Origin of the sequence: Microcoleus sp. K5-D4 (genome assembly GCF_036704575.1) — a bacterium.
Classification (GTDB): Bacteria; Cyanobacteriota; Cyanobacteriia; order Cyanobacteriales; family Microcoleaceae; genus Microcoleus.
On the sequence record NZ_JAUBSD010000032.1, the window covers coordinates 37,168 to 63,665 of the forward strand.

18 protein-coding genes are annotated in these 26,498 nt (G+C 46.3%); 9 read left to right on the forward strand and 9 right to left on the reverse strand.

Translation table 11 applies throughout. The features are described 5' to 3' along the window. The first annotated feature begins 69 nt into the window (after positions 1–69). Positions 70–822 carry a hypothetical protein gene (locus QUA77_RS12675; RefSeq protein WP_333450368.1) on the forward strand — a complete coding sequence of 251 codons (753 nt, stop codon included), beginning with the start codon at positions 70–72 and terminating at the stop codon, positions 820–822. 489 nt (positions 823–1,311) lie between these two features. Here the strand turns inward: QUA77_RS12675 and QUA77_RS12680 are convergent, their stop codons facing one another. The 3 genes from QUA77_RS12680 to QUA77_RS12690 are packed head-to-tail and all read right to left on the reverse strand — an operon-like array spanning position 1,312 to position 5,485. Further along, positions 1,312–3,702, reverse strand: coding sequence for a CHASE2 domain-containing protein (locus QUA77_RS12680; protein WP_333450370.1), 2,391 nt, complete (start codon positions 3,700–3,702; stop codon positions 1,312–1,314). 58 nt (positions 3,703–3,760) lie between these two features. Further along, a complete protein-coding gene (locus tag QUA77_RS12685; protein ID WP_333450372.1) occupies positions 3,761–4,753 on the reverse strand; it encodes a DUF1822 family protein in 993 nt (330 codons plus the stop codon). Between the two features lie 51 nt (positions 4,754–4,804). Further along, positions 4,805–5,485, reverse strand: a complete 681-nt coding sequence (locus tag QUA77_RS12690) for a sigma-70 family RNA polymerase sigma factor (protein WP_333450374.1) — start codon at positions 5,483–5,485, stop codon at positions 4,805–4,807. A gap of 541 nt (positions 5,486–6,026) precedes the next feature. On the opposite strand from QUA77_RS12690, the gene glgA reads away from it, so the two are divergent. Further along, complete coding sequence (gene glgA, locus QUA77_RS12695) at positions 6,027–7,502, forward strand: glycogen synthase GlgA (protein WP_333450376.1); 1,476 nt, start codon at positions 6,027–6,029, stop codon at positions 7,500–7,502. Positions 7,503–7,920: 418 nt separating this feature from the next. Further along, the gene (locus QUA77_RS12700) at positions 7,921–8,970 is read left to right on the forward strand and encodes a Fe(3+) ABC transporter substrate-binding protein (protein WP_333041005.1); all 1,050 of its coding nucleotides are present in this window, start codon (positions 7,921–7,923) and stop codon (positions 8,968–8,970) included. Positions 8,971–9,035: 65 nt separating this feature from the next. Here the strand turns inward: QUA77_RS12700 and QUA77_RS12705 are convergent, their stop codons facing one another. Together QUA77_RS12705 and QUA77_RS12710 are read right to left on the reverse strand one after the other, a co-directional pair. After that, positions 9,036–9,557, reverse strand: a complete 522-nt coding sequence (locus QUA77_RS12705; RefSeq protein ID WP_333450377.1) for a pentapeptide repeat-containing protein — start codon at positions 9,555–9,557, stop codon at positions 9,036–9,038. A 268-nt stretch (positions 9,558–9,825) separates the two neighbouring features. Next, a complete protein-coding gene (locus QUA77_RS12710) occupies positions 9,826–11,532 on the reverse strand; it encodes an iron ABC transporter permease (RefSeq protein WP_333450379.1) in 1,707 nt (568 codons plus the stop codon). A 126-nt stretch (positions 11,533–11,658) separates the two neighbouring features. Between QUA77_RS12710 and QUA77_RS12715 the strand changes: the two genes are divergently transcribed. Further along, positions 11,659–12,747, forward strand: coding sequence for an ABC transporter ATP-binding protein (locus tag QUA77_RS12715; protein ID WP_333450381.1), 1,089 nt, complete (start codon positions 11,659–11,661; stop codon positions 12,745–12,747). 75 nt (positions 12,748–12,822) lie between these two features. On the opposite strand, the gene QUA77_RS12720 is transcribed toward QUA77_RS12715, so the two are convergent. Then, complete coding sequence (locus QUA77_RS12720) at positions 12,823–13,158, reverse strand: element excision factor XisI family protein (protein ID WP_333040999.1); 336 nt, start codon at positions 13,156–13,158, stop codon at positions 12,823–12,825. Beyond that, positions 13,143–13,562 carry a XisH family protein gene (locus tag QUA77_RS12725; protein ID WP_333040998.1) on the reverse strand — a complete coding sequence of 140 codons (420 nt, stop codon included), beginning with the start codon at positions 13,560–13,562 and terminating at the stop codon, positions 13,143–13,145. Before QUA77_RS12725 ends, QUA77_RS12720 begins: the two co-directional genes overlap by 16 nt. 146 nt (positions 13,563–13,708) lie before the next feature. Between QUA77_RS12725 and QUA77_RS12730 the strand changes: the two genes are divergently transcribed. Further along, positions 13,709–14,443: a DCL family protein gene (locus tag QUA77_RS12730; protein WP_333450383.1), complete on the forward strand. Its 735-nt coding sequence runs from the start codon at positions 13,709–13,711 to the stop codon at positions 14,441–14,443. Positions 14,444–14,468: 25 nt separating this feature from the next. Further along, a complete protein-coding gene (locus QUA77_RS12735) occupies positions 14,469–14,774 on the forward strand; it encodes a hypothetical protein (RefSeq protein ID WP_333450385.1) in 306 nt (101 codons plus the stop codon). Between the two features lie 158 nt (positions 14,775–14,932). Here the strand turns inward: QUA77_RS12735 and QUA77_RS12740 are convergent, their stop codons facing one another. Further along, positions 14,933–15,703: a TerC family protein gene (locus QUA77_RS12740; RefSeq protein ID WP_333040995.1), complete on the reverse strand. Its 771-nt coding sequence runs from the start codon at positions 15,701–15,703 to the stop codon at positions 14,933–14,935. 337 nt (positions 15,704–16,040) lie between these two features. On the opposite strand from QUA77_RS12740, the gene psaM reads away from it, so the two are divergent. Together psaM and QUA77_RS12750 are read left to right on the forward strand one after the other, a co-directional pair. Continuing rightward, entirely contained in the window at positions 16,041–16,136 is a 96-nt protein-coding gene (psaM, locus tag QUA77_RS12745) for a photosystem I reaction center subunit XII (RefSeq protein ID WP_015174804.1), read from the forward strand. 285 nt (positions 16,137–16,421) lie between these two features. Beyond that, on the forward strand, positions 16,422–16,838 hold the full coding sequence (locus QUA77_RS12750) for a slr1601 family putative cell division protein (RefSeq protein ID WP_333040994.1): 417 nt from the start codon (positions 16,422–16,424) through the stop codon (positions 16,836–16,838). Between the two features lie 225 nt (positions 16,839–17,063). On the opposite strand, the gene ctpA is transcribed toward QUA77_RS12750, so the two are convergent. Continuing rightward, complete coding sequence (gene ctpA / locus QUA77_RS12755; RefSeq protein ID WP_333040993.1) at positions 17,064–18,302, reverse strand: carboxyl-terminal processing protease CtpA; 1,239 nt, start codon at positions 18,300–18,302, stop codon at positions 17,064–17,066. A gap of 603 nt (positions 18,303–18,905) precedes the next feature. On the opposite strand from ctpA, the gene QUA77_RS12760 reads away from it, so the two are divergent. Further along, positions 18,906–26,294, forward strand: coding sequence for a S8 family serine peptidase (locus QUA77_RS12760; protein WP_333450388.1), 7,389 nt, complete (start codon positions 18,906–18,908; stop codon positions 26,292–26,294). Positions 26,295–26,498 lie beyond the last annotated feature (204 nt).

Consider the following 26,498-nt stretch of genomic DNA (forward strand, 5'->3'; position numbering starts at 1 on the left):
CGTTTACATAATTGTGTTTTACAGCGCCTACCTACTTAGCCTCATTTTTGGAATCACAAGGTGAGATAAATGAAAATAATCAAGCAAACAGCAAGTGAATTAATAATTCAGACTCAAAGCATATTTGATTTTTGGTTGCCTAGTTGTTTATTCATAGCCTTTGGACTGTTCGGGCTGGCTTTTGATTATCATAAAGCAACCCTGAGCTGCCAGCGATTGCAGGCCAAACAAGGAAATTGTCAGTTGGTGCGATCGAATTTACTGGGGTCGAACATCAAAGAAATTGAGCTTGCTTCTTTGCGGGGAGCTAAAGTTGAAAGATGCGGCTATAAAACCAGAGTTGTACTTTTGACTTCTGTTGGCAATGTTCCTTTCACTGCTAACTCCACTAATTGGGGAACCCAAGACGCTGTGGCTTCTGACATCAATTTTTTTGTTAAAAATGCCAAAGATCGCTTGCTGCGCTTAAGACAAGACGATCGCTGGTTGGGATGGACAGGAGGCATATTTTTGCTCGCAGGAATCGCAGCGATCGTCTTGAGAAATAATGAAACTTACAGCTTCGATGAAACTTTAAACACCTTGACTGTTAAACAGCGGGGTTTGTTGGCACGTAAAGTAATAGAATACTCTCTGGGCGAGATTTATGGCGTGGAAGTCGATCGAACAAAAGATCGGGATAATGACATTTGGTACGAAGTTAGACTGTTAGTTTGTGGAGGCTCTCGCATCTCCCTACCCCGCACGATGAACCCATACCAGCAAGCAAAAATCGCTAAAGCGATTAACAACTATCTGCACCAGCAAAATAACCAAAAATAGCCGATCGCGATCCGGAGCATCTCACTTTTGCCGCCAAGCTAGAAATTGAAGTTGGGAGCCAAAAGCCAGGATCTAGGAGGAAAGAGGAAGAAGGAAGGAGCCAGAAGAAGTGTTTTTACAAATATGAGATGCTCCTTCGCGATCGACCCGATTTCTCAAGGTTGCGGACTTACGCAGAGACCGGGTTTTTCACCAAAATCTCTTCTAAGTAAGTCGGCGCCAAAAAACGCCCCTATGTAAACGAGGGCAAAGTTTCCAAATGCTCTTTACTGGCTAACTTAAACCTATTTACATAGTGTTACATTATTCGGTTTAATCTTGCTTACCTACTTAGTTTCTAATTGAATAGCCTGGGGAGCGTGAAGCATTTGGGCATAAAATCAAAGGTGGGAAACATGAATTGTCGCCCAAATGCTCCACCTCTACATCTCTCGAATGCCTTGAGATTATTGGTTGGCGATGTCATCTAACGATTGCCAATTCATATTGTCATTTCGGCCGAAAAGTAAAAACGATCGCAATTAAACCCGCTTCTACCATTGCCAAAGCTGAGGGTACCAAAGGCACCCACCAGCCCCCGATTAGCAAAAACCAGCAAACCCCGCACAAAATCCCCACAGATGCGATCGCCCCCGACACCACGTGCAGCCTGCGTCGGCTGACAATCGCGATCGCGCTACCAACTGCTGCCCAACCCACAATCCACAGCATTTGGGTCCATTCAGGAGCAATTTGCAGCAGCGGGCGCCGATCCAAAACAGCGCTGATAATTTGACTCGACATTTGCGCTTGAATTAATACCCCCGGCATTTTCTGGGAAGGCGATTCTCCCGCACTGTAAGGCGTCAAAAAATAATCGGGATTGGAAATCGGCGCCGTCACGCCAATAAAGATAATTCGGTTTTTTATCAAATTGGGATTGACTTTTTGTTCTAACAGTTCAGCCAGCATGACTCGGCGAACAAAATTTCGAGGCGCTCGGTAATTGAGCATCATTTGAAAACCGCGATCGTCCAAGTTTTGATAAGCGCCTGTAGGGCCGTGAATCGGTGCAAAAACTGCATTGCCCAGCCTTATCTTATCTTTGGGAAGAGATTCCGGTTGGATGCCTTTTGCTGCTAGGTAATGGAGGGCAGCCCTCGCGCTCAAAGAGTGCTCTGTAGTACAAGGATCGCTGCTGTGCGGCTGCATAAACAGCAAGTGGCGGCGGAGAATGCCATCGGCATCTGCCACCACATCGCTGAACCCGAGGCGCTCTTTTGGCAGTGCGGGCGGCGGTTTGATGCCGTATTTGTTGGGTTTGCCGGTTTCTTTGACGCTGCACAAACCAATTAAATTTCGATCGCCCTGAAAGCGAGCGGCTAATGCTGCATAACCGGGCCCTAAAGGGCGATCGCGGAAGATATCCAGGGCGATCGTTTGCGCCCCATACTGTGCCAATTTTCCCACTGCTTTTGCGATCGTCGCATCCGGCAGTGGAAAGCCGTATTTGTTGATATCCATTTCCGTGGCTTCCACCACCAGCAAACGCGAGTCTGAGCTTTCAGCAGGACGCAGCCGCATCAGTTGGTCAAAAGCTTGCAATTCCCATATCTGAACCAAGCCCAGCGATCGCGCTCCCATGACAGAAACAGCAGCAGTTGCGATCGCCAACAGCCCGATCTGAAAGCGGCGCAGCCGAGATAAAGATGGCGGATTGCTGACAGTTTCCGGCTCAGCTTTGTGCAGCAACTCTTGCCAAGTTGGCGGCTGGGATGCCGGATTTTGACAAATTATCGGCAGCCAATCCGCGCCGGGAATTTCTGACTCTAATTCTGCCAATCTTTGCCTCGCGAGACGCACTGCCACATACAAAGGTTCCCCACTGCAAAAAGCTTGGAGAAAATACTTTAAAAAATCTTGGGCAGCTCGATCGCACACCGGTTCCCGCATTACTATCGTTTGCGGGATGCCCAAATCTTCAAGCTGCCGCCCTATTCCCAATCCATCGCAGGAATTCAAAATGGCCAACTGCAAGCCGCTGCTAACCGCTAGCTTGAAACCGTGTTTCAGTTCTTCTACTGTTAAACTCTCAGTTTGATTAATATAAAATTTACCCGAGCGGCCGTCGCTGCGGGTGGAACTGTGTCCTGCAAAAAATAAGATATCCCAGCTTTTTTCCCAAAGCTGATCGCCGATTTGGCGGCGACTTGGTTCTACTAAAAAAGTAACTTCTGCTGAGGGCAATCCTGCAAGTATAATTCGATCTTTCTCAATATCAATTTTGTGACTGTTCCCCAAAATAGCTAAAATTTTTACGCTGCCTTTAGCGGGATTTCTGTTGGCGATAGCCGGTTTTATATAAGTTGGGGGACTCAAAGCAATTTCGGCTTTCGGGTAGCGCTCAAAAATATCCCAACAGTACCAAGGCAGCAGCCGCAAATCGATGTCGTCAGTTTTGATTAAAAATCGAACCGTGTCCGACGGCATTAATTGTTCGAGCAATGTTTCTTTGAGTTTGCGAAACGGTTCGGAGTTGAGCCAGCTATTGATTTGCTGGCTTAACTGTTCCCGCAACAAGCGACATTTGGACAACTGTTCTGCACGAGAGCCCATAATGCTAATTTCGATCGGCTTAATGCGGAAATCTCCCAAACTGCGGTAGGTTGACTGCCAGCGATCGTAGTGTTCCGCTATTTCTGGTTTCGGAGGCAGGAAGGCTTGGATTTCCACTGCGGGGCGAGCTCCTTCCGCGCCGATTTCCAGAGAAACTCGCACCCCTTTTATCAAGTTATCATCTAGCTTCAAAACAACTAATTTCGGCATGGCTAACAACTGATAAGCCCAGGCGCATCTAAATTTTACAGTCACGGCGCGATTAAATTCTTGTGGGCTGGGCATTCTGCCCGCCCGAAAGGTTCAATTTCCATGCTGAACAACTTATGGCAAGCGAGCCACTTTAGGCGGCAAAATTCTCTGCAAAACAGAGTTCTTTCAGTTTTACCACAACGCTGAAACATTCTCCGCGATCGGCGGCAAATTCTAGAGTCATGTAGCCGTTACCGCTGCCGGCGCAAGCTTCCATGACAGTTTTTCCCTCGCCGTCGGTGACTTTCAGAGTCAGATTGAGCGGCAAACTGTCTGCTCCGCCGGCGGGATGCACCTGTACTTTAATATTAGTTTCAGTATCGGTTGTTGGTTCGATCGCCACCAGCAAAGCTACCGCTGGGGCTGGTTTTATTACACCCCTCCAGAAATTAGGTTTTTCCTGAACAGAGTCGAGGGTTGCTGATGCTTTTTCCGAGATATCTGCTGTCAGATGGATTATCTTGCCCCGCACGACTGCGCTGCTGTAACGAAAAGCTAAATGAGGTTCTTTTGGCACTAAAATATCTTCTATAGACTGCCAACCAGCCTCAAAAATATTGTGCATCCACTGGCGGAGTTGTACAGTTTTTCGGCTGCGTTCCAGACAATCCAAATGTTGGATAAATTTGTCAAAACTTTGCAATTTCTCAATCGCTAAGTCCCCAGCCCTTGCAGTTTTCATAAATCCCACCAAAGTAGCTTCTTGTCGCTTTATATCGATCTCAACTGCTACTAAACCAATGCGATCGTCCGGTATTTCCAGCGGAATGTAACAAAACTTGCCAGACTTCAGAGGTCGGCATTCCAAATGACCTAGTTGAGTTAATTTCAAGTCTGCAGCATCGGTGTAAAGGCGCATAGCTGCGTTCCAACTGTCGCTGGCATTCAATTCTGTGGGAATGTCCATCATTTCCATGTAATCTTTCACTGCACATACAGCTAAAGTGTTGAAATAAACTTGCTCTTTTTTTTCCGGGGATGTCACTCCGTCAAGATTTGAAAACTTCTGTGCCACCCGCAGGGCGGCGGCTGTAATGGGCAGGGTAATAGATTTTTCTCTGATATTTTCGGTGCTGTTATTCATCACGGTTTTCCTGTTTGACAGATTTTTTTTAGGACAGGATTTGTCCTGCCTTTATTCCAGATATCCTTGATTTTTGGCAAAATTTCGCAAGCGGGGCAGACATTCTCTTTTATAAAAATTGGGGGCGGTTGACGGCGGCAAGTTAAATTCAAGAGCAATGTTTTTCCAGGGAGTCTCTGGGGGAAGACGCCTCAGAATTAAGATTTGGCAAGTGACATCGGGGCGTTCTTTGATGTGAACGCTTCTCAATTCCCCCTCCGGATCGGCCCGCACCCATTTTTTTGTCTCTTCTAGGATGGCTAGCGGACTGTCAGAATAAGTAGGCGGGTTTTCGATATTATTGATCGGGTTAATTTCTGCTGAGTCTTCTGAAATTAACGGTAAATCACGTCTAACTTTTTCCTGTGTTCGTTCGATAGTGAAGTCTTTCAGCCGCATCTTGAGATATTTGTCCAGCCAAGTAATGACGCTGCCCAGATTGCGATCGTAAGGTTTGTTTGCGGTGTTCGCTTCGCAAACATTGCGACAAAAATACACCCAAGTTTGCTGTAAAGCATCGTTGTAATGAGGCGTGTCTTCTTGCCAAAGTTTGCCGGATTTTACAATCAGCCTCACTATCTCGCTGAGTTTTTCCCGCCGCATCAAGCTTTTGGGCGGATGCGAACAGGCTTCAGCAACTAGCTGTTGCAGTTGTTGGTTTAAATTGTTTTCCTTACCGTTGGTGTCGGGCATCGGCGAGCGCCTCCTTAAGAGTCTCTGGATGAATGCTGGACACGGCATTTGCTGGTTTAAATTCCAAGATAGAATCCCTGATTTGATTAGTCCTGGACGCATTTCAAGGTAATTGTGTCATTGGCAAGTGAAACGAAGAATCTCAAACCCTTGTAACACCCCCCTTGAATGCGTAAGTCCTGTGGATGTTTGGCAGCCGAACAGGTGCTCTGTGCCAATCAGTTATCAGCATCGTGCGATAAAATTTCGCGCAAATTAGGCAAAAATTTTTAAAATATTTAGTTGACAAATGCCAGCAAATGGGGTATTAAATCGATTTGAGATTGAACCCACGGATGCGTTCTCTGCCTCGTCTGCGGTTTAAATAATTCAGATCTGAGCCGAAACGATATCACCGATCGCCCGAATCTGCCCTAACATCCCCTACCTGTGCGTATTTCCCTGTATTCCCAATGGCCGACTTGCTTATTTGCCGAGAACTCATATACTTTGTCAAGTTAAGAAAATATTTTTTTGATTCATCCAGGAGCGAGAAAAAAAAATGTACATAGTACAAATTGCCTCGGAGTGCGCCCCCGTCATCAAAGCAGGAGGTTTGGGCGACGTAGTTTACGGCTTGAGCCGGGAGTTGCAGAATTCCGGCCACTGCGTCGAGATTATTCTACCGAAGTACGACTGCATGAGGTACGACCACATTTGGGGACTTCACGAAGCCTACCGGGATCTGGCTGTGCCCTGGTACGGCGGCGAAATCCTCTGCGATGTCTTGTGCGGCTGGGTGCACGGGCAGTTGTGTTTTTTCATCGAACCTCGCTCTCAAGATAACTTTTTTAATCGCGGCTGTTATTACGGCTGCAATGACGACAATATGCGGTTTGCATTTTTCAGCAAAGCCGCTTTGGAATTTTTGCTCAGAAGCAACAAGCGTCCCGATGTGATTCACTGTCACGATTGGCAAACTGGTTTGGTTCCAGTCCTGCTGTTTGAAATATACAAATACAATTGGATGGAATATCAGCGAGTCTGCTATACCATTCACAATTTCAAACATCAAGGCATGGGAGGTAGCGATATTTTGGAAGCAACGGGTTTGCACAGACCGGATTATTATTTTGATTACGATCGCCTCCGAGATAACTTTAACCCTTTTGCTATCAACTTTATGAAAGGCGGCATTGTTTACTCGAACTTTGTCACCACGGTTTCGCCGCACCACGCCTGGGAAGCTCACCTCGGCGAGTTCGGCTACGGTTTGGGTCACACTTTGCATTTGTATCAAGAGAAGTTTCGCGGGGTGCTCAACGGCATTGATTATGATGTGTGGAATCCCGAGACCGATCGCTATATTCGGCACCACTACACTAAGGATGATTTGGCAGGAAAAGCCAAAACTAAAAAAGCTTTGCGCGATCGGCTGTTACTGCGCGATGCTGACAAGCCTATTATTACCTTTATCGGTCGTTTGGACGACCAAAAAGGCGTTCATCTCGTCCACCATGCAATTTATTACTCTCTGAGTAAGGGAGCGCAATTCGTGCTTTTGGGTTCCGCGACGGAAGCGGGAATTAACGCGCATTTCCAGCACGAAAGACAGTTTTTAAATGACAATCCAGACTGCCATTTAGAACTAGGTTTTAATGAGGAACTGTCGCATTTAATTTACGCGGGTGGGGATATGATTGTGGTTCCGAGTAATTACGAACCCTGCGGGCTGACTCAGATGATCGGGTTGAGGTACGGTACTGTTCCTGTCGTGCGGGGAGTTGGGGGTTTGGTGAATACTGTGTTCGATCGAGATTACGACACCCGCCACCTCCCGGAAGAACGCAACGGTTACGTGTTTTACCAAACAGACTACGGCGCTTTAGAGTCGGCGCTCGATCGGGCGATCGGATTGTGGTATGACTATCATGATGAATTTGAAAAACTGATGCTTCAAGGCATGAATTGTGACAATTCGTGGAACTATCCAGCTAAAGACTATGTGGAAATTTACGAGCTAATTAGACACAAATAATCCGTAGGATCTCAGATGCTGCACCATTGTCAAGAACGGGCTCTGGGGCCCGTTCCACAAAGAATGAGTTTTCTCGCTTCACAGGCCGGAAAGCCTGTTAATAAAAGGCTTATTGAGAATGGTGCAACATCTCAGATGAAATTGTTGTGGGGAGTAGGGGTTGAGCGTCCCGCCCGCCCGAAAAATACAACGCAAGATGCCCGACAGCTTATAACAAAGTCTTTGCGTAAAAAAAATTGCCGGTTGAGCGAAGTCGAGACCGGATTTCTGACCAACAGTGCGTCAGCCCTAAAATAGTTACGATCTCGATCATCAAATAAGAATTAGTTGCATTAATATAGTAAAGCACTGACTATAGATGGCTGTAGAGAGACCATCGTGTCAATTACCAGATGAAAAAATCTATCATTATAGAACAATGAGCATTTCTCGGCGTATTTTTCTTGCCAGCGGTACAGCAATGGCTGTCGTGGCCGTGGGGGAACTAAGCAAAAAAGCCCCTGTCGCAGCCCAAACCGGGACTCTCAACCTTTATTCAGCACGTCACTACGATACTGATAATGAGTTGTACCAAAGCTTCACCAAAAAAACTGGGCTCAAGGTTAACCTCGTTGAAGCGGAGGCTGACCAACTAATTGAACGGATCAAAAGTGAAGGTGCAAATAGCCCTGCTGATGTTTTCATCACGGTGGATGGTGGCCGTTTGTGGCGGGCAAAACAAGCAGGTATTCTGCAACCTGTTTCTTCAACAGTCCTGACATCGGCAATTCCAGCAAGTTTGCGAGATCCTCAAGGTTTCTGGTTTGGTCTATCGCGCCGGGCACGGGTGATTGTTTATAACAAAAGCAAGGTGAACCCTACCCAGTTGTCAACCTATGAGGCGCTGACAGAACCTCGGTGGAAAGGCAAAGTTTTAGTGCGATCGTCCACTAATATCTATAATCAGTCTCTGGTTGGGGCTATGTTAGCGGCTCATGGAGCTCAAAAAACAGAAGCTTGGGCGCGAGGATTGGTGGCTAATTTTGCGCGTCCTCCAGAGGGAAATGATACAGCGCAAATCAAGGCGGTTGCTGATGGGGTAGGCGATATTGCCCTTGTTAACACCTATTATGTAGCTCGCTTAATGAAATCGAAAGATCCAGCAGAACAGGCGATCGCGGCGAAAGTAGGTGTATTTTTCCCGAACCAGCGCGATCGAGGTACTCATGTCAATATTTGTGGTGCCGGTGTAGTCAAAACCTCGCGTAACAAAGCAGGCGCGATCAAATTCTTGGAACACTTAGCCAGTCGCGAAGCGCAACAAATTTTTGCTAGGGGTAATTATGAATACCCTGTGATTTCAGGTGTGGCGATCGACCCTACGGTTGCCAGTTTTGGTACATTCAAATCTGACCCTCTCAACCCTGATGTGTTTGGGAAAAATAACCCCGAAGCTTTAAAGATTGCCGATCGGGCAGGATGGAAATAGAGGCTTTTTGAACAAAAAGCTACTCTTTGTGATTCGGCGGTTGAAACCGCCGAATCCCATCAACTTTAATTTTTAATTTTACCATCCGGCATTATAGCGCCTTTCAGATTTGCCCCTTTCAGGTTTGCCCCAGTCAAATCAGCACTATTTAAGTCAGTTTCACTTAAATCGGCATTACTAAGATTGGCATTATTCAGTTTTGCCCCTCGCAAAAAAGCCCCCTTGAGATTTGCATTACTCAAATCAGCATTTGTGAGATCTGCCGAAAATAAACCTGCTTTTTCCAGAGAAGCACCTTTTAAATTTGCACCTTTGAGATTGACGCTATCGAGTAAGGCTTCATTAAGTTTGACCTTTTCTAGCATTGCACCTTCCAACTTAGCACCATTGAGATTAGCGCTGGTTAAATCCATGTCACTTAACTTGGTATCAGTCAGGTCACATCCTGGACATTGCTTAGTTTTTTGTAATGTTTCGAGGGGACCTGCCACCTGTTTTTGGCATCCAAAGGTGACAAAAACAGTAAGTAGTAAGAAAGAGATCGTGCCAGTAGTGCGGAGTAACATTGCTAATTTTTTATTGATCATCTTGATTTATGAAGGAAAAAGAAAGAGGGAAGAAGGGTTGATACATTCTTCTGAAACCCGCCAGGGAATAAATTCCCCCTCTTATAGCTAAAGTCGTTTGAAACCGACTGAAATCCTAGCTGTATAGTCGTCTTCAGACGACTTTCGCTATGAGACTGGGGTTTCAACCCCTGTCGGACTTTCGCTATGATACAGGGGTTTCAACCCCTGTCGGCGTATAGCTTTAAAAGAATCAATCACCTCTGCAAGCAGGGAAGAGATTTGGCGGTTATAGTGTTGAAGACTTGCGCGATCGCGCAATTTTCCAACTTAATAAAATAACCGGTAACATCCCCACTAAAACAATTGCCAAGGCTGGGCCAGAAGCTTCAGCCAATCGCTCATCTGAGGCAAGTTGATAAGTTCGCACAGCCAAGGTATCAAAGTTAAACGGTCTAATAATTATAGTAGCAGGTAACTCTTTCATTACATCAACGAATACTAACATCATGGCCGTTAGTAAACCTCCAGTCATCATTGGTGTATGAACTGTAACTAAAGTTTGCATCGGACTATAACCCAAACTTCTCGCCGCATCATCTAAATTAGGCTTAATTTTGCTCAAACTTGACTCTACCGCATTTAAAGAAACAGCTAGGAAGCGAACTATATAGGCAAATACCAAAGCTGCTATCGTACCGCTTAACAACAAGCCTGTAGAAATTCCCAAGTTTTCACGCATCCAACTATCAAATAGATTGTCAAATTTTCCAATGGGAACCATAATCCCCACTGCAATGACAGAACCAGGTACAGCATAGCCCATTGCCGCAACTCTCGTTCCAAACTGCACTCCTAAATTAGGATATAACCGTAAGCCATAAGCCATAATCAAGGCAATAACTACTGCTAAAATTGCTGTCAGTGTTGCCAAAATTAAACTGTGACGGGCAAAGATCCAAAAACGTTCATCTAAAGTGAGTTGCCAATTAGCTAAGGTCAACTTGACTAAAAGACCCGCGGGCAATAAAAAACCAAAAAACAGTGGCAAAAAACAAGCAATTACCGCTAGAATTTCCCTAATTCCTTTAAGTTGATAAGTTTGCAGTTGGCGATACCGGCTGCTAGCTTGATAATATTTAGTCCGACTTCTCGACCAGCGTTCTAGTAAAATTAAACCCAGAACAAATAATAAGAGCAGGGCAGCTAATTGATTGGCTGCAATTCGTTCTCCCATGCCAAACCAAGTCCGATAAATACCTGTGGTAAATGTATCAACTCCAAAATACTGAACAGTGCCATAATCGTTGAGAGTTTCCATCAAAGCCAGTGCTAAACCTGCTATAATTGCTGGTCTTGCCATTGGTAAGGCAACTGTAATAAAACTCCGCCAAGGGCTACAACCCAGTATTCTACTAGCTTCTAGCGTACAAGTGGATTGCTCCAAAAAAGCAACTCTTGTTAATAGGTAGACGTAGGGATATAAAACTAAGATTAGCATTAAGATTGCTCCAGGGAGCGATCGCACGTTAGGAAACCAATAGTCTCCATAACTCCAGCCAAAAATATAACGCAAAGCAGTTTGAACTGGACCTGAAAATTCTAAAAAGTCTGTATAAGTATAAGCTAAAACATAAGCTGGGGCCGCTAAGGGTAACAGTAATGCCCATTCAAATACGCGGCTGACCCGAAAGCGACACATTGTTACTAGCCACGCACATCCTACGCCAATCACGACAACACCAAAGCCTACACCGATCATTAACAATAAAGAGTTGACTATATAACGGGTTAAAACTGTATCGGTTAAATGTTGCCATGTATCTTTAGCTTCAACAAAGATACTGGATAAGACACTGAGAACTGGTATGGCGATCGGCAATGCTAAAGCGATAACCGCAAGTGTCCACCCACTAGCGGATAAACCGCGTAAGGTCGATCGCCATTGGATTGTCCTGATTGCTGTTTGTTGTAGTGATTTTTGAGAATTTTTCATCGCTAGTAAAAAGTCTAGCTTGCTAGTTTATCAGTAGGTGTAAACATTTGTCAAGCCTTTCTGATAATTAATCTCACTAAACTGGTATATTGTAGAATAGTAAGTTGTTGATTATTTATAGCAATAATGGCTCGACCGATAATTCTGCATTTGGATGGTGTAACAAAACAGTATTCCCAAGCAGCATCACCTGCGGTGGCATCTGTCACCCTGACCTTACATCAAGGAGATATACTGGGGTTGTTGGGGCCATCGGGTTGTGGGAAAACAACGTTGCTGCGGTTAATTGCTGGTTTTGAACAGCTAAAAGCAGGGACGATCGCTTTAGCAGGAAAAACTGTAGCCAGTGTTAATATGTCAGTCCCGCCGGAACAGCGAGACATTGGTATGGTGTTTCAAGACTATGCACTTTTCCCCCATTTGACAGTCGCGAAAAATGTAGCTTTTGGCTTGACGCATCAAGGAAAAGAGTCAAAGCATCATATTCAGAAAGGTGTCACCGAAGCATTAGCGCTGGTGGGATTAGAAGGATTGGAAAACCGTTATCCCCATGAATTATCGGGGGGTCAGCAACAGCGAGTGGCCCTGGCCCGTGCTTTAGCCCCTAGACCTGCGATTATTTTACTAGATGAACCGTTGAGTAATTTAGATGTACAAGTACGGTTAAGATTGCGTCAGGAAGTCCGCGAGATTCTCAAAGCAACGGGAACCTCTGGTGTATTTGTCACGCACGATCGCGAAGAAGCACTTTCGATTTCAGATTGGGTAGCGGTGATGCGTCAAGGCAAATTAGAACAGTTTGGCACTCCAGAGGAAGTTTATCAAGAACCAGCCTCTCGATTTGTGGCTGAGTTTGTGACGCAAGCTAATTTTGTGTCTGCATCGCTAAAGGAAGATTTTTGGGAAACAGAAGTAGGTTGTTTTGCTGTTAAAGGAGATTCATTTGTAAAGGTTCCTTGTGATGCTTCTACTGAAGGAGAATTGATGATCCGGCAGGAAGATTTAAGTTTATTCTTAGATGAAGATTCGGCTGTTGTGATTTGCGATCGCCAATTTTTAGGCAGAGAAAATCGTTATTGTTTAAAAACTCCGTCTGGCGAAAAGTTATATGCACTTACAACCACAGGAAATGTTTTTCCCATTGGTTCTAAAGTTCGGTTATCTTGTGGTGATAATTCTCCCTTAGCTTTCTTTGTCGGTAAGTCTAAGCCATAGCTAATTGCTAATTGCTAATTGGGAAAAAATCCTCCCCCTCTTCTCGTCTCTCAGTCTCCCCCTCTTCCTTCTTCCTTATACTGCCTGATAGGTTTTCTGTCTATCGCTGTTGTCAGGGAAGGAGCTAGTCACGATATCCTCTGCTTTTATACCCGCTGCAATCAGCGCTTGGCTTAGACCTTCCTCGAAGTTATCTTCTTCAATTACAACTTGATTATGGACTAAACGAGCATGAAACAGAATCGTGTCAATCCAGCGCTGTTTATCCCAGCCTGTAGCCAGAATCAGAAACTGACCCGAATCGACATCACAGACGGGGTAAAGCTGGATCGCTTGTAAACGGGGTTGGGCGCGAGTTGCTTCTTGCAGGGTTTTTTTGAGGATGTCTGCATAGCTTAGTGAGTTATCCATTGGAGAATCACCTCTTGATTTGGTTCGTAAACTAATAAGTTAATTTTATTTCGCTGGACGGCTAACTGAAAAATCGGTTTTTGAAAGTGTTTAATGTATATCGCTTGGCTCACAGCTAAAAACAACTGACGCTCCGGCTCTTGCCCTTCCAATGCCCATTGGTAAAGCTGAAGCTGTCCCATCGTTTTTTCCAGTTCACTGATGACTGAGGGTGAATCGAAGTCTTTGATTTCAACAGCGATTTTCTGCCCTTCTTTTTCCGCAGTAAAAAACTTTTCTGCTCCTAAGTCGGCTTTCAAAAGTGTCTGTTCTAACACTAAGACTAAAGGATCGTCCGTAATTGTCCACCCGTCTTTTTCGAGGGTGCAACGTAGGGAGAAGTGTAAATTATCGCGTCTAGACATTCGACATTCGAGAATTGAGGTTAGGAGAGATAAGCAGGGACTTTTTGAACTCCTATGTCTTGCAGATATCGCTTATTATGATCTAGGGTAACACATCTGCGATACAATTTAAGTTATACGTCATAGAAAACTGGTAGGGAGTTTAAATGGCAAGGCAACCAATTGTTCTCAAGGGAATAGAGTTCAAATTCCAAAAAGATGCTATTGAGCATTTCAGAAATATGTTGGAGCGCTATCGAAATGGTCAAACCATAGCAGGTGACGATCGCGATATGTTACTGGCTCTTCTGGAGCGCCATCCTGAAGCAGATAAAAAGATTGGATGTGGGGTAAAACGTTTGTACAAAGATAGAACAGATATGCCGACAAGTTGCTTTTGGATAGAAAGAACAGATGGCTCTCGAACGGATTTTTCTTATCGCACAGCGATTTCTGCTAAAGTAAAGTCTATTGAGCAAGATTTTTTAGAAGCCTGCCGTGCTGCTGTTCAAGATGATCTGCGGCTAACTAAAAAAAGATTCTTTGAAAAGTTTGCCGATCAGGATGGAAGAGTTGAATGCGATATTACTGGTGATAAAGTAGCTATTTATGAGAGCCACCTTGACCATAAAAAACCCTTGACATTTCAGGTTCTTGTGAACACTTTTATTGGCGCTAATGATATTGAAATAAAACCTGAAATGTTGTTAATGTCCCAGGATTCCCAGTTTCAAACAACTATGATTGATCAACAGTTAAAGGATAAGTTTCGACGATATCATCATAAAATGGCGCAGCTTAGGGTTATTAAAGCCGAACAAAATCTTAGTCTTGGCGGCTCTGAGAGAATTCGGAAGAGCCGTAATCCTGTATTGATTCCTAATGAACTTGTAGGTGACTGACGTATCACATCTCTGTGGGAGTGGATTGACTCAGATTTCTGGTGCATTGCGAATTTTTCTGGCAGCCGCTCAACCGGAAGGTTACATTTTTTACCGACAGGTGAAACGCGATCGCCTACAACCTCTTCCCCTCGCCCGCCTTATTTCCCTAAAGCCTCAAACAATACAGCCACCACCAAGGCTCAAATCAGATCCGGATCGATCGCCTGCGATCGCCAATATGCCGCCAACCCCCTCAGCCACCAATTCCCCTCGCTATCCCACCAGTCTAACCATTGCTGAGTCTGATTTTGATAACTGTCTTCCCATAGGCTTAATTGTACTCCAATGAGTTCGATCTGCTAGTGAAAGAAACAATATTACCAAAAAATAAAAGCCTTTCATCCCCGGACTAACGTCACCGGTATGAAAGGCTTTGGCACATTTTGACCAGCCTTCAATCTTGTTGGTTTGACAGATTTAAGCTAATTTTATTCAAATGAAAGTATGTTAATTTTCGGACTTTTGTCCTTGTGATTCTCGCACAGCAACTTCTGAATCCGGCTGATTCAGAGCCATTTCTAGAGATTTTGCAATCTCGACTGACTCAGGAGTACGCTTAGAAAATCCCCAGACAAACATCAAGACGATACTGGAAACTAGCAGCCATTGCGGAGGAACTAAATCTGGATTAATTACTTTCACCAACAACCGCATTCCCACGAACCCAACTGTGATGTAACCAGCACTTTCTAGGTGAACGAATTCATCCAGCCAGCGGATGAACAACCCGGCCATGAATCGCAGGGCAATAATTCCAATAGTAGCGCCTGTTACGACGATAAAAGTGTTATCAGAAACAGCGATCGCCGTAGTAACGCTATCCAAGGAAAACGCTAAATCCGTAAAAGCAATCATGGGAATTGCTTGCCACACAGTCGCAAATCTGGGCCCGTGATGCTCTCCTTCGGAGTCTGTCTCTGAAGTAAAATGTTGGAAAACAAGCCACAGCAGGTAGAGAGCACCAAGCAGCTCAAACTGCCAGTATTGGATCACCCAAGTAGCTGTTAAAATTAGGGCGATCCGCAGTACAAAAGCAATTATCAAACCAACGTTGAGAGCCTTTTGCTGTTGCTTGGCATCTTCCAAACCTTTAGAGATAGACGCCAGGGCGATCGCGTTGTCAGCCGAAAGTACAGCTTCCAAAGCCACCAAAACCAACAATAATAAAAAGCCGTCAACTCCAAAATTGGGTGAAGCGTCGAGAAATTGATCTAGCATTAACTATTTTGTGCACCTAAAATTTGCAAGGGTTGAGCGCAGCGCAAATTACCCGCTCTGTCTAACATTAGTGTCACCTTCACTTAAATCTTAACCTAACGCGGTAATTCTGTGGGAGGCGATCGTCCGAACAACGTCCTAAGCAAGCAGTCCCAGGAAACAAGGAAAAATTCTCCCCTCCGATACTCAAAAACAGGGGCACAGGGGCACAGGGGCACTGGGCAACTCCTTCCCGGAGGCAGCATTTGTGTTGCAAGTTGTAACAAATGATTCCCAAAAGCGCCAATTTGTCTCAAATTGGTGAAAGCTCGTCCCCGCGAAAAGGAGTTTTGCGAATATGTCTTTAACAGATACCCAAGTCTACGTAGCGCTCGTAATTGCTTTGATTCCCGGAATCTTGGCTTTCCGGCTGTCAACTGAACTGTACAAATAGTTTCCAGACACCAGTTGCGAACCGCAAAACGCCTGCCTGAGCAGTTAAATCTCTCGCATTACAGATACAGACAATTGCTGCCCCAGTGCAGTAGATTGTTTGTGTTCAGCAAGACGAGACTGCAAGGGCAGGCATTTTTATGGGAAAATTCCGTCTTCAGGCGTCACCTTTGTCTCAACAATTTTGGCTGTCAGCACCCTGACTAACAGCGGCGAGTGTGCGTTAAGCTCAGAATTTGCTCTGTTGAACTCTAAAACGTCAGTCTCAGGTATTTGAAAAAAAATTATGCAAGCGATTCAACCCACCGTTACCCCACTGCGTCCTGTAAAAAACTCCCCTCGGGTTACTCCTGGTCGCAGCAGCAGCCGCCAGCGTTCCTACCCTCACCAAACCCTCGCGGCCGAAACAGGCGTCAAGTTGGCAGTCAACATGGTACTTTCAGTCTGTGCCACTTCTGCTTTGCTTCAGCTTTGGCCTCACTACCGGGCGGTGCAAGAAAAATTGCACGAAATCCAAGCTGAAGTCAATCTTACCCAAGGGCGAGTAAATCAGTCGCGATCGGACTTTAACCGCTACTTTGACCCTAGTCTTGCTAAAACTGTGATGCAAGAGCAAAGCAACCAAGGTGACCCGCAGCAGCGTCCGGTGATTTTGCAAGAAGCCGAGGTACCCGACGCCGAGGAATCAACCCCGCAACCTTAAGGAAACGGCTGTTTTGGGTTTGGATATCACGTCCGATGTGCATCATTCTTTTATGTCATTGCTTCGCACAGCGAACAATGACAGATGAATCTGTCGGACGTGATATCACTTTTGAGTTAAAGAGTTTTTAGGATCATTGTTGTCTGTCCTTGCGAAGGAAACGCAGAGACAGACTTAGACCTGTGTATTGACGCCTGCTGCAAGCTCAAAACTTCAAACTCCGGCTTATACTGACTTTGCCAGCACGGTTTTTTCTTTCAGTAGTTGCAGTGCAGCTTGATATTGCAAGTCTGCTTCGGTGCCAATCTGATCGCGCGCGATAGGTTCCAAAGGCACTACGCGATCGGGCGCAATCCCCAGCTTGTTAATATCTTTATGGTTCGGTGTCTCGTACTTAGCAACAGTCACGGCCAACCCGGAACCGTCAGACAAATCAAACAGCGACTGGATCAGCCCTTTGCCAAAAGTATTTTCTCCTACCAGTTGAGCTCTGCCGTTATCTTGCAGCGCACCCGCCAAAATTTCGCTAGCACTGGCAGTTCCCTTGTTCACCAAAACAATCAGTGGATCGTTAGTTAGGGCTTGTCCAGAGGCTTCAAAACTGCCGAGAATTCCTTGTCTGTTCACCGTGTAGACGATCGTCCCGGAATCGAGCCACAGGCGGGCAATTTCAATCCCCGCTTGCAACAGTCCGCCCGGGTTGTTCCGCAGGTCGAGAATGTAGGCGGCGGCTCCTTGTTTTTCCAAGCGGTCGATCGCGTGAGCGACTTCCTCAGTGGCGTTAGCGCTGAATTGACTCAAGCGAATGTAGCCCACCGGCAAATTTTCTGAACCCGACTGCAATTCGGCGTAAACCGGATTCAGAGCAATGCGATCGCGCACTAGCTCAATGTCCTCAGCAACGTCCCTTCCCTCGCGCCCCAAGGTCAAGGTAACGGCAGTGCCGATGCGGCCGCGCATTCGAGTTGCTGCTTCGTCTAGGCTCAATTCTGAGGTAGGAGTGCCATCAATTTTCAGAATGCGATCGAGGGGTTGGATGCCAGCTTTATCCGCCGGTGAGCCGGCCAAAGGAGCCACGACTGTGAGGGTATTTGTCTCGGGGTCGATCGCAATTTGCAGCCCCACACCAGTCAATTCTCCCGAAGTGTTAACCTGCAAGCTGCGGTACTGTTCGGGTTTCAGCAGTCGAGTGAACGGGTCGTCAAGTTTCGCCAGCATCCCCTGAATCGCCGTGTAAGTCTGCTGTCTGTCGTTAAGCGGTTCCTTGACAGCTTTTTGGCGAATCGACCACCAGTTTTGAGAGTTGAAGCTGTCGTCCACATAAGAGCGATTGACAATTCGCCAAGCTTCGCTCAATAGCTGTTGTTCAGGAGTCAGCGCCGCGGCAGGCTGGGCCCACCCGCCTAGAACCAGGACGACTTGGAGGAAAAGTACAATAGCAATCTGGAAAACTCGTCTGTGCATGATTGTTCTGTAAAATACCAGTAAGTATTACATTTTATGTATTTTACGTTTGTACGCTGGGAACGCTGTTGCAGATTTAACCCGCCTTTTGAACGATCGCGAGCTTCCCGCTGGCACTTGTAAATAAATATAGGCGATCGGTCGTCGATGATATTACGCGATCGTCTCAGGAATAGGGCGCGATTCGCTTGCGCCCTCGGCTGGCGCGACCAGCGAGGGATTGCTTGTAAACCTTGTTTGACTCTCCGCAGAGATACTAAAAACCGCCTGACTATCTCCATTAGTCGTGGACGCATCGGAGTTGAGAAACCGGGTTTGATGTATGAGAAGACGCATTCTCGCCCTCAGATTCGGTAAAAAACTTGGTTTCTGAGTCTCGCAGTGCGTCCAGGACTATCTGTCTGGATGCAACAAGATTGAGTGGCCTCCGTACATCATCGATATGTTAAAAATTAATGATTATATAGTTGGTTAAGTTATCAAAACTTATATGAATTTTTGATAACGAAAGTGGGAAAAATAAATATTTTTTGGATAGCTGCTAAACAAAAACATAAGTCATAGGGTATCCTAATATCCTATTTTAATCTTACCAGGTGTGTCATGTTAAACTCACTAACTCCACTTTCCACAAAAGCGATCGCATTTATCGATGCTGCCGTCCCCGACCCTCAAATCTTAATCGACGGCGTTATCCCTGAAACCGAGGTAATTAAATTAGAGTCAAACCGCAACGGCCTCGAACAAATTGCCGAAGCTTTGCAGGGAGAGCAATTTTCAATAATTCATATTATTGCCCACGGGCACCCAGGCTGCGTGCAACTGGGGAACGTTGAATTGAGTTGGAAAAATTTGAGCGATCGCGCCAGTAATTTCGTGCAAGCAGTCCAAGCATGGGCGCGATCGCTGACACCAAATGCCGAAATTATCCTCTACGGCTGTAATGTTGGCCAAGGAAATATAGGCAAAGCATTTGTACAGCGTTTGAGTCAACTAACAGGGGCAAGTGTTGCTGCTTCTGAGAATCTGACAGGTTGTGCAGAAAAAGGCGGCGACTGGGAATTAACAGTGACAGCGGGGACAATCAAAGCTGGCATTGCATTTGGGCCAGAAGCGATCGCAGCTTACGGCCACGTCCTCAATACGTTTAAACAAACACCTACTGGCTTGACAACAGGAAATCTCCCTACAGCTATTGTTAGCCAGGACTTTAATGGAGATGGCCTTCCCGATTTAGCCGTAGCTAACAGAAGTTCTGACAGTGTGTCGATATTGTTGGGAACAGGTCAAGGTAATTTTGGAACTGCTACTAACTTGACCTTGGGGAGTGCAGGATCTCCCAGCGGTATTGTGGCGGGGAATTTTAATGGGGATTCGCTTCCCGATTTAGCTGTATCGGTAGCGATTGGCGGCGATATAGGAGGAGGGGTGTATGTCTTTTTAGGAACAGGTCAAGGCAACTTTAGCAATCCTAACAACTTTGGCCCCGGCATCACTAAAGAGGCGCTCGCTGCGGGAGATTTTAATCAAGACGGCTTGGCTGACTTAGTTGTGGCAGAAGACAACCAAGTTTCTATTGCTTTAGCCAATGGTCAAGGAACTTTTGGTAACTTCAACTATGTGGGGACTGCAACCAACCCCTTAGCGATCGCCATCGGAGATTTTAACGGCGACAACAATCTAGATGTTGTTGCCACTAACAGGAATCCGGCTAACAGCGTTTCTATTTTTTTCGGTACTGGTCAAGGCACTTTTGGCAATCCAACCAACTGGAATGTCGGCACAAGTCCCAGCGCGATCGCAGTTGGAGATTTTAACGCTGACGGCAGATCAGATCTGGCTGTAACCAATGCAGGCAGTCAGAACGTATCAATTTTATCAGGGACAGGGCAAGGCACCTTTAGCAATCCTGCTAACTTTAATGTTGGATTAAGTCCTGAGGATATTGCCGTTGGTGATTTCAACGCTGACGGTCAACCCGATTTAGCTGTAGCGAACGTCAGTTCTAATGATGTTTCAATTTTAACTGGCACCGGTCAAGGAACGTTTAACGGGCCGTTTAATTATAATACTGGGGGAACCAGTCCTAGCGCGATCGCGGTTGGAGATTTTAACTCTGATACCAGACCAGATATTGCTGTCGCAAATACCAACAGTAACAGAGTTTCAATTCTGTTGAATGTGCTATTGAAAGCAAGTTTTGCTAATTCTGCGTACAGCAGTCTTGAAGGAGACGCAGATGCGACTGTTAATATTCCTGTGACAGTCGAAGACGGTTTACGATTTACAGACTTGATTGTACCGATCGCAACTGTTTTAGATGTTCCTCCTGGTACCGTAAAAGCTTTTCAAGGTTCTGACTATACTCTTTCTACTAATACCCTTACTTTCCCCGCAGGTAGCGGCAGTTCCACTCAAAATCTAGCTGTCACTATCAAACCAGACAACCTTGCAGAATGGGATGAAGCAGTTGTCTTGAGTTTTGGTACGAGTCCGGGAGGGGGAGGGTTTGCAGGTACAATCTCTGAAACTACCTTAACAATTCCTGCTAACGATCCGATTATTTACACAGTTGGTGCTAGTGCTGGTACTGTTCCTGAAGGCAACTCCGGCACAAATCCGCTGATATTTACTGTTAGTCGCAGTGGCGGTACTGATTCAGGAGGTACTGTCAATTATGCAATTGGTGGCACTGCAACCAACGGCAGCGATTACAACAATATCGGCGGCACCTCTGGCGCAACAAGTACGACTGGCCTGATTAATTTTGCCTCTGGCGAAACATCGAAAACTGTCACCCTAGATGTGTTGGGTGATGGTAGCGTTGAACCAGACGAAACTATTACCGTCACTCTATCAAATCCCGTCACATTGCCTGATGGCGGTTTTCCCGGCGGCAGTTCGACAATTGGTACTGCTACCGCTACAACTACGATTATTAATGACGACACTGCTGGAATTTCAGTCAATCCCGATAGCGGATTAAGTACAACAGAAGCAGGAGGAACAGCAACATTTACTGTCCAACTCAACTCTGAACCAACTGCTAACGTGACTGTTGGCTTAAGCAGTTCCAATGCTGCCGAGGGAACAGTTTCTACACCATCGCTGACATTCACTCCCGCCAATTGGAGTGCCCCACAAACTGTAACGGTAACAGGCGTTGACGACAATATTGCTGACGGCACTCAAACTTACACTATTTTCACTGAGGCTGCTGTTAGTACAGACAGCAATTACAGCAATTTCAATCCTGCCGATGTCAGCGTTACGAATAGCGACAACGAAACTCCCGGCATTACCGTTAATCCCACAGCAGGATTAACTACAACAGAAGCGGGAGGTACGGCTAATTTGGGTGTTGTCCTCAACACTCAACCTACGGCACCTGTTACGGTAGCTTTAAGCAGTTCCAATCCTGCAGAAGGAACAGTTTCTACTAATACCTTAAGTTTCACTCCCAATAACTGGAATCAGGCGCAGACGGTAACGGTGACAGGTGTTGGCGACAATATCGCTGACGGTGATATTGCTTACACTATTGTTACTGAGGCTGCTGTTAGTACAGACAGCAATTACAACAATTTCAATCCCTCCGATGTCAGCGTTACTAACAGCGACAGCGATACAGTCGGCGTTACCGTTAATCCCGCCAGTACAACAGCAGCAGAAGGCGGTACAACGGGAAGTTATACACTTCAGCTAAATTCGCAGCCAACAGCGCAGGTAACAGTCAGCTTTGACGGGGGGAATCAAATAAGTGCGATCGCCCCCATCACCTTCGACAGCACTAATTGGAATATTGCCCAAACTGTAACTTTGACTGCGACGGATGACACTGTTGTAGAAGGTAGTCACACTGGCACAATCAATCACGCGGTAACAAGTACCGACGGGAAATATAGCGGAATTGCGATCGGGCCTGTCACTGTCGCCATTACCGATAATGACACGCCAACGCCAACGCCCGTACCAACGCCCACACCAACGCCCACACCAACACCAACACCTTCAATTACACCGACACCAACACCAACACCTTCAATTACACCGACACCAACACCAACGCCAACACCAGCCCCGCCAATTACACCGACGCCAACACCAACGCCAACACCGCCAATTACACCGACGCCAACGCCGACACCAACACCGCCAATTACACCGACGCCAACGCCGACACCAACACCGCCAATTACACCGACGCCAACACCGCCAATTACCCCGACACCAACACCACCAATTACACCGACACCAACACCGCCAATTACACCGACACCAACACCGCCAATTACACCGACACCAACACCACCAATTACACCGACACCAACACCACCAATTACACCGACACCAACACCACCAATTACACCGACACCAGCCCAAATCATCATGCCACCGGCGAAATCGGCTGGGATTACGGTCAATTTGACCTCGGGATTAACCACTACTGAATCGGGAGACAAAGCAACATTTACCGTCAAACTAAATAGTCCGCCAACTGCTGATGTCAAAATTGATTTAGCAAGTTCCAATACAGCAGAAGGAATTATTTTCCCAGTCTCGCTTACTTTCAATTCAACTAACTGGAATTCACCGCAAACGGTAACAGTAACAGGTGTTGATGACCTTGTAGCCGACGGGAATAAAACTTACAGCATTGTTACAACACCTGCTGTTAGCAATGACAGCAACTATTCTGGTTTAAACGCAGCCGATGTTACCGTTGCCAATAGCGACAGCGAAACCGACAACAATACAGGATTTCCCGTAGATAGCGCAACTGGCGTCGCATATAAACCGGGCGAACTTTTGGTAAAACTCAAACAAGGTGCAGGAAACGAGGCAATCCAGAGTGCTTTTCAGTTTAATGGAGCGATCGAGATTGAAAATCTAGTACCCCCAACCGAACAGTTAAGCTCAACACCTCGCCGATTAGATCGGTGGCGAGTCGTCAAGTTTGCGACTGATGCAGACTTGTTGCAAATTCAGAGAAACTTAGCTTCAGATTTCAGAATAGAAGCCGTGCAACTGAACTATCTGGAATCTATCAACGCAGTGCCGGATGATACCCTGTTGAGCGAACTTTGGGGTTTGAATAATACAGGAGCCGATGGCGGAACAGCAGATGCCGATATTGATGCGCCGGAAGCTTGGGACACCGCAACAGGTAGCAGCAGTGTCCTCGTCGCCGTTGTGGACAGTGGCGTGGACTACAATCACGAAGACCTGGCTGCCAATATGTGGACTAACTCCGGGGAAATTGCCGGCAATGGTATTGATGATGATGGCAACGGCTACACAGATGATGTGCGCGGCTATGACTTTGCTAACAACGACAGCGATCCGATGGATGATAATGACCACGGCAGTCACGTTGCCGGCACCATCGGTGCTGTTGGCAATAACAGTCTTGGCATAACAGGCATTAATCACACCGTCAGGATCGTGCCTTTGAAATTTATCGGTGCGGGTGGCACAGGTTCGGTAGCTAATGCTGCCAGAGCCATCCGCTACGCTACTGATAAGGGTGCGGACGCAATCAACTACAGCGCTGGCGGTTATCGTCCTTCTGATTTCGACCCGCTTACAGATGTTCGGTATGATGCGATCGCAGATGCCAATGATGCTGGCATTATCTTCGTCGCAGCAGCAGGTAATGATGCGAACAATAATGACAGCAATCGCTTTTACCCTGCTAACTTCGATCTGCCCAATGTCATTTCAGTGGCGGCAACCAACCGTAATGATGGTTTGTGGAGTTCCTCCAATTTTGGAGCTACTACCGTAGACTTAGGTGCGCCCGGAAGCAGCATTTTGAGCACAGTTCCTGGTAATAACTACGATGTTTTTAGCGGAACTTCTATGGCTGCACCCCACGTAGCAGGTGCGGCGGCGCTGCTATTAGCTCAAGATCCGACCCTGACTGTCACTCAACTGAAAAATTCTCTTCTGTCAAATGTTGACCTGCTGCCTTCACTTGCAGGAAGGACTGCTACGGGAGGACGTTTAAATCTTCGCAAGGCTTTCAACCGTCCGCCAGTTGTGAATCGTTCGGTGTTTTCCCAAAGCGCGGCGCTGGGTTTTTCTCAGGCGGGAAATACCTTTACTTTAGCTGCCAATACTGACACCGATCCCGATGCGGGTGACAGCATTAATTATTCGATCGCCCTGGCAAATTTGAGCGATTTAAGTTCATCTGCATTTACCTGGGAAACCGATCTCAATGGCGGTTTGTATCGCCAACCAAATGCCGATTCAAGTTTCCCGCAAATTCCTTTGCCTTCCTGGCTAACTTTTAATTCTGCTGCCCGTACTATCAATTTAGACCCAACTCGCCCGTCAACTTTTGACTATTGGTTAAAAGTAACGGGAACTGATGAATCTGGCGCGAGTGTTAGCGAGGTAATTCGGTTCAAGAGTTATGGCCTCGCCGGTTTTGTGATTGACGGTTATATCGCTGGTGCTACTGTCTTTTTTGACGCTAACAAGAACGGGGTACTTGATGCTAGCGAACCTTCAGCTACTACTGCGGATAACGGGGAATTCGATCTCGATCTTGACTCCAACATTTTCGACAAAAATCAAAATGGCGAACTCGATCCAGAGGAAGGCAATATTGTTGCTTTTGGCGGCATTGATACGGCAACTGGTTTGCCTTTGGAAACGCCTGTCACTGCTCCGCCTTACGCTACTGTTGTCACCCTGTTAACCAGTTTAGTAGCAGATTTAATTGACAAAGGAATTGACAGCGATCGCGCCGAATCTCTCGTCAAATCTGCTCTTTCAATTCCCGCTAATGTTGACATCACTGACTTAGATCCGATCGCAGCTACCGAAAACGCGATCGCTGGTGGAGTAGAAACTTTGACTGCAATGGTCAAGGTACAAAACGTCATTACCCAAACTGCTGCTTTAATAGACGGTGCGTCGATTCTGGACAATACCGACAGCGTAAAAGCAGTTGTAAGTGCGATCGTTCAACAAATTCAATCGGGGACAACTCTTAATCTCAGCGATCCAAACCAGTTAGCAACAATTGTCGATCGCGCCGTCACAGCAGCGCAACAATTTGACTCGGATTTAAACACTCAGCAATTGTTGCAAATTGCCCCCGATGCAGCTAAGGTAATGGCCGAAGCAAATCAGCGCATTGACCAAGTTGTATCCAACACAGCAACAGCTTCAATTAACCGAGAAGTTGCCCGCGTGCAAAAAGTAGCCCTAGGCGCAACCTCTGAAGACTTAAAAGCAGCCGGTACAGGTACGAAATCGATCGCCCAAGTTATTGCCGAAAATACCGGTACTGCCTTAGATACCAAAATTCAACAAACGACATTGCCCGATACACCTGCTGTTGCGGTGATTGAAGGAGAAATAGATGCGATCGCAGCTAACTCCAATCTCATCGGCACTGACGGCGACGACAGCCTCTCCGGCGACAGTGGCAGCGATACAATGGCCGGCAAACGCGGCAATGATACTCTCAGCGGTTTGGGTGGCAACGACTGGATACACGGCAATCAAGGCAATGATTCCCTCGACGGTAGCGACGGCGATGACACTGTTTACGGCGGCAAACAAATCGATAATTTGTTGGGCAATAATGGGGAAGATATCCTATTTGGAAATCGCGGTCAAGATAGCTTGAGTGGAGGTGAAGGCAATGACAGTCTTTACGGCGGTCAAGCTAGCGATATTCTGCTGGGCGGTAACGGATCTGATTTTCTCAGCGGTGAAAACGGCGATGATAGTTTGATAGGAGGAAATGGGAGCGATCGCTTCTTAATTTCAGCCAATTCTGGCAGCGATATCATTTTTGATTTTGAAGCCGGTATCGACTTCCTAGCCCTTGCCGACAATTTAACCTTCTCGCAACTTTCTATTATCCCTAGCAACACTGCAACGTTAATTAGCTTGACAGAAAATAGTGAAATTTTAGCTGCTATCAATGGCGTGACAGCTAACCAAATTACCATCGCCAATTTCAGTTAAAACATTAGGGACACAGGCAAATTCTGTGTCCCTGAAATTCGTTCAACAATCACGGATGATGCAACCGGAATCGCTCTAATTCATCTGCGTTAATCTGTGTTTATCTGCCATCATCTGCGGTGAAAAAAAGCTGGGGGGGTGACAAAGAGGTCTACGAGATAGACTGTATAAGGGTTGCGGCCCGCATACCTTGTTGATAAAAGC

Coding starts and splice junctions, on each gene's coding strand:
- QUA77_RS12675 (WP_333450368.1), top strand. CDS start 70: ATGAAAATAATCAAGCAAACAGCAAGTGAATTAATAATTCAGACTCAA.
- QUA77_RS12680 (WP_333450370.1), bottom strand. CDS start 3,702: ATGCCCAGCCCACAAGAATTTAATCGCGCCGTGACTGTAAAATTTAGA.
- QUA77_RS12685 (WP_333450372.1), bottom strand. CDS start 4,753: ATGAATAACAGCACCGAAAATATCAGAGAAAAATCTATTACCCTGCCC.
- QUA77_RS12690 (WP_333450374.1), bottom strand. CDS start 5,485: ATGCCCGACACCAACGGTAAGGAAAACAATTTAAACCAACAACTGCAA.
- glgA (WP_333450376.1), top strand. CDS start 6,027: ATGTACATAGTACAAATTGCCTCGGAGTGCGCCCCCGTCATCAAAGCA.
- QUA77_RS12700 (WP_333041005.1), top strand. CDS start 7,921: ATGAGCATTTCTCGGCGTATTTTTCTTGCCAGCGGTACAGCAATGGCT.
- QUA77_RS12705 (WP_333450377.1), bottom strand. CDS start 9,557: ATGATCAATAAAAAATTAGCAATGTTACTCCGCACTACTGGCACGATC.
- QUA77_RS12710 (WP_333450379.1), bottom strand. CDS start 11,532: ATGAAAAATTCTCAAAAATCACTACAACAAACAGCAATCAGGACAATC.
- QUA77_RS12715 (WP_333450381.1), top strand. CDS start 11,659: ATGGCTCGACCGATAATTCTGCATTTGGATGGTGTAACAAAACAGTAT.
- QUA77_RS12720 (WP_333040999.1), bottom strand. CDS start 13,158: ATGGATAACTCACTAAGCTATGCAGACATCCTCAAAAAAACCCTGCAA.
- QUA77_RS12725 (WP_333040998.1), bottom strand. CDS start 13,562: ATGTCTAGACGCGATAATTTACACTTCTCCCTACGTTGCACCCTCGAA.
- QUA77_RS12730 (WP_333450383.1), top strand. CDS start 13,709: ATGGCAAGGCAACCAATTGTTCTCAAGGGAATAGAGTTCAAATTCCAA.
- QUA77_RS12740 (WP_333040995.1), bottom strand. CDS start 15,703: ATGCTAGATCAATTTCTCGACGCTTCACCCAATTTTGGAGTTGACGGC.
- psaM (WP_015174804.1), top strand. CDS start 16,041: ATGTCTTTAACAGATACCCAAGTCTACGTAGCGCTCGTAATTGCTTTG.
- QUA77_RS12750 (WP_333040994.1), top strand. CDS start 16,422: ATGCAAGCGATTCAACCCACCGTTACCCCACTGCGTCCTGTAAAAAAC.
- ctpA (WP_333040993.1), bottom strand. CDS start 18,302: ATGCACAGACGAGTTTTCCAGATTGCTATTGTACTTTTCCTCCAAGTC.
- QUA77_RS12760 (WP_333450388.1), top strand. CDS start 18,906: ATGTTAAACTCACTAACTCCACTTTCCACAAAAGCGATCGCATTTATC.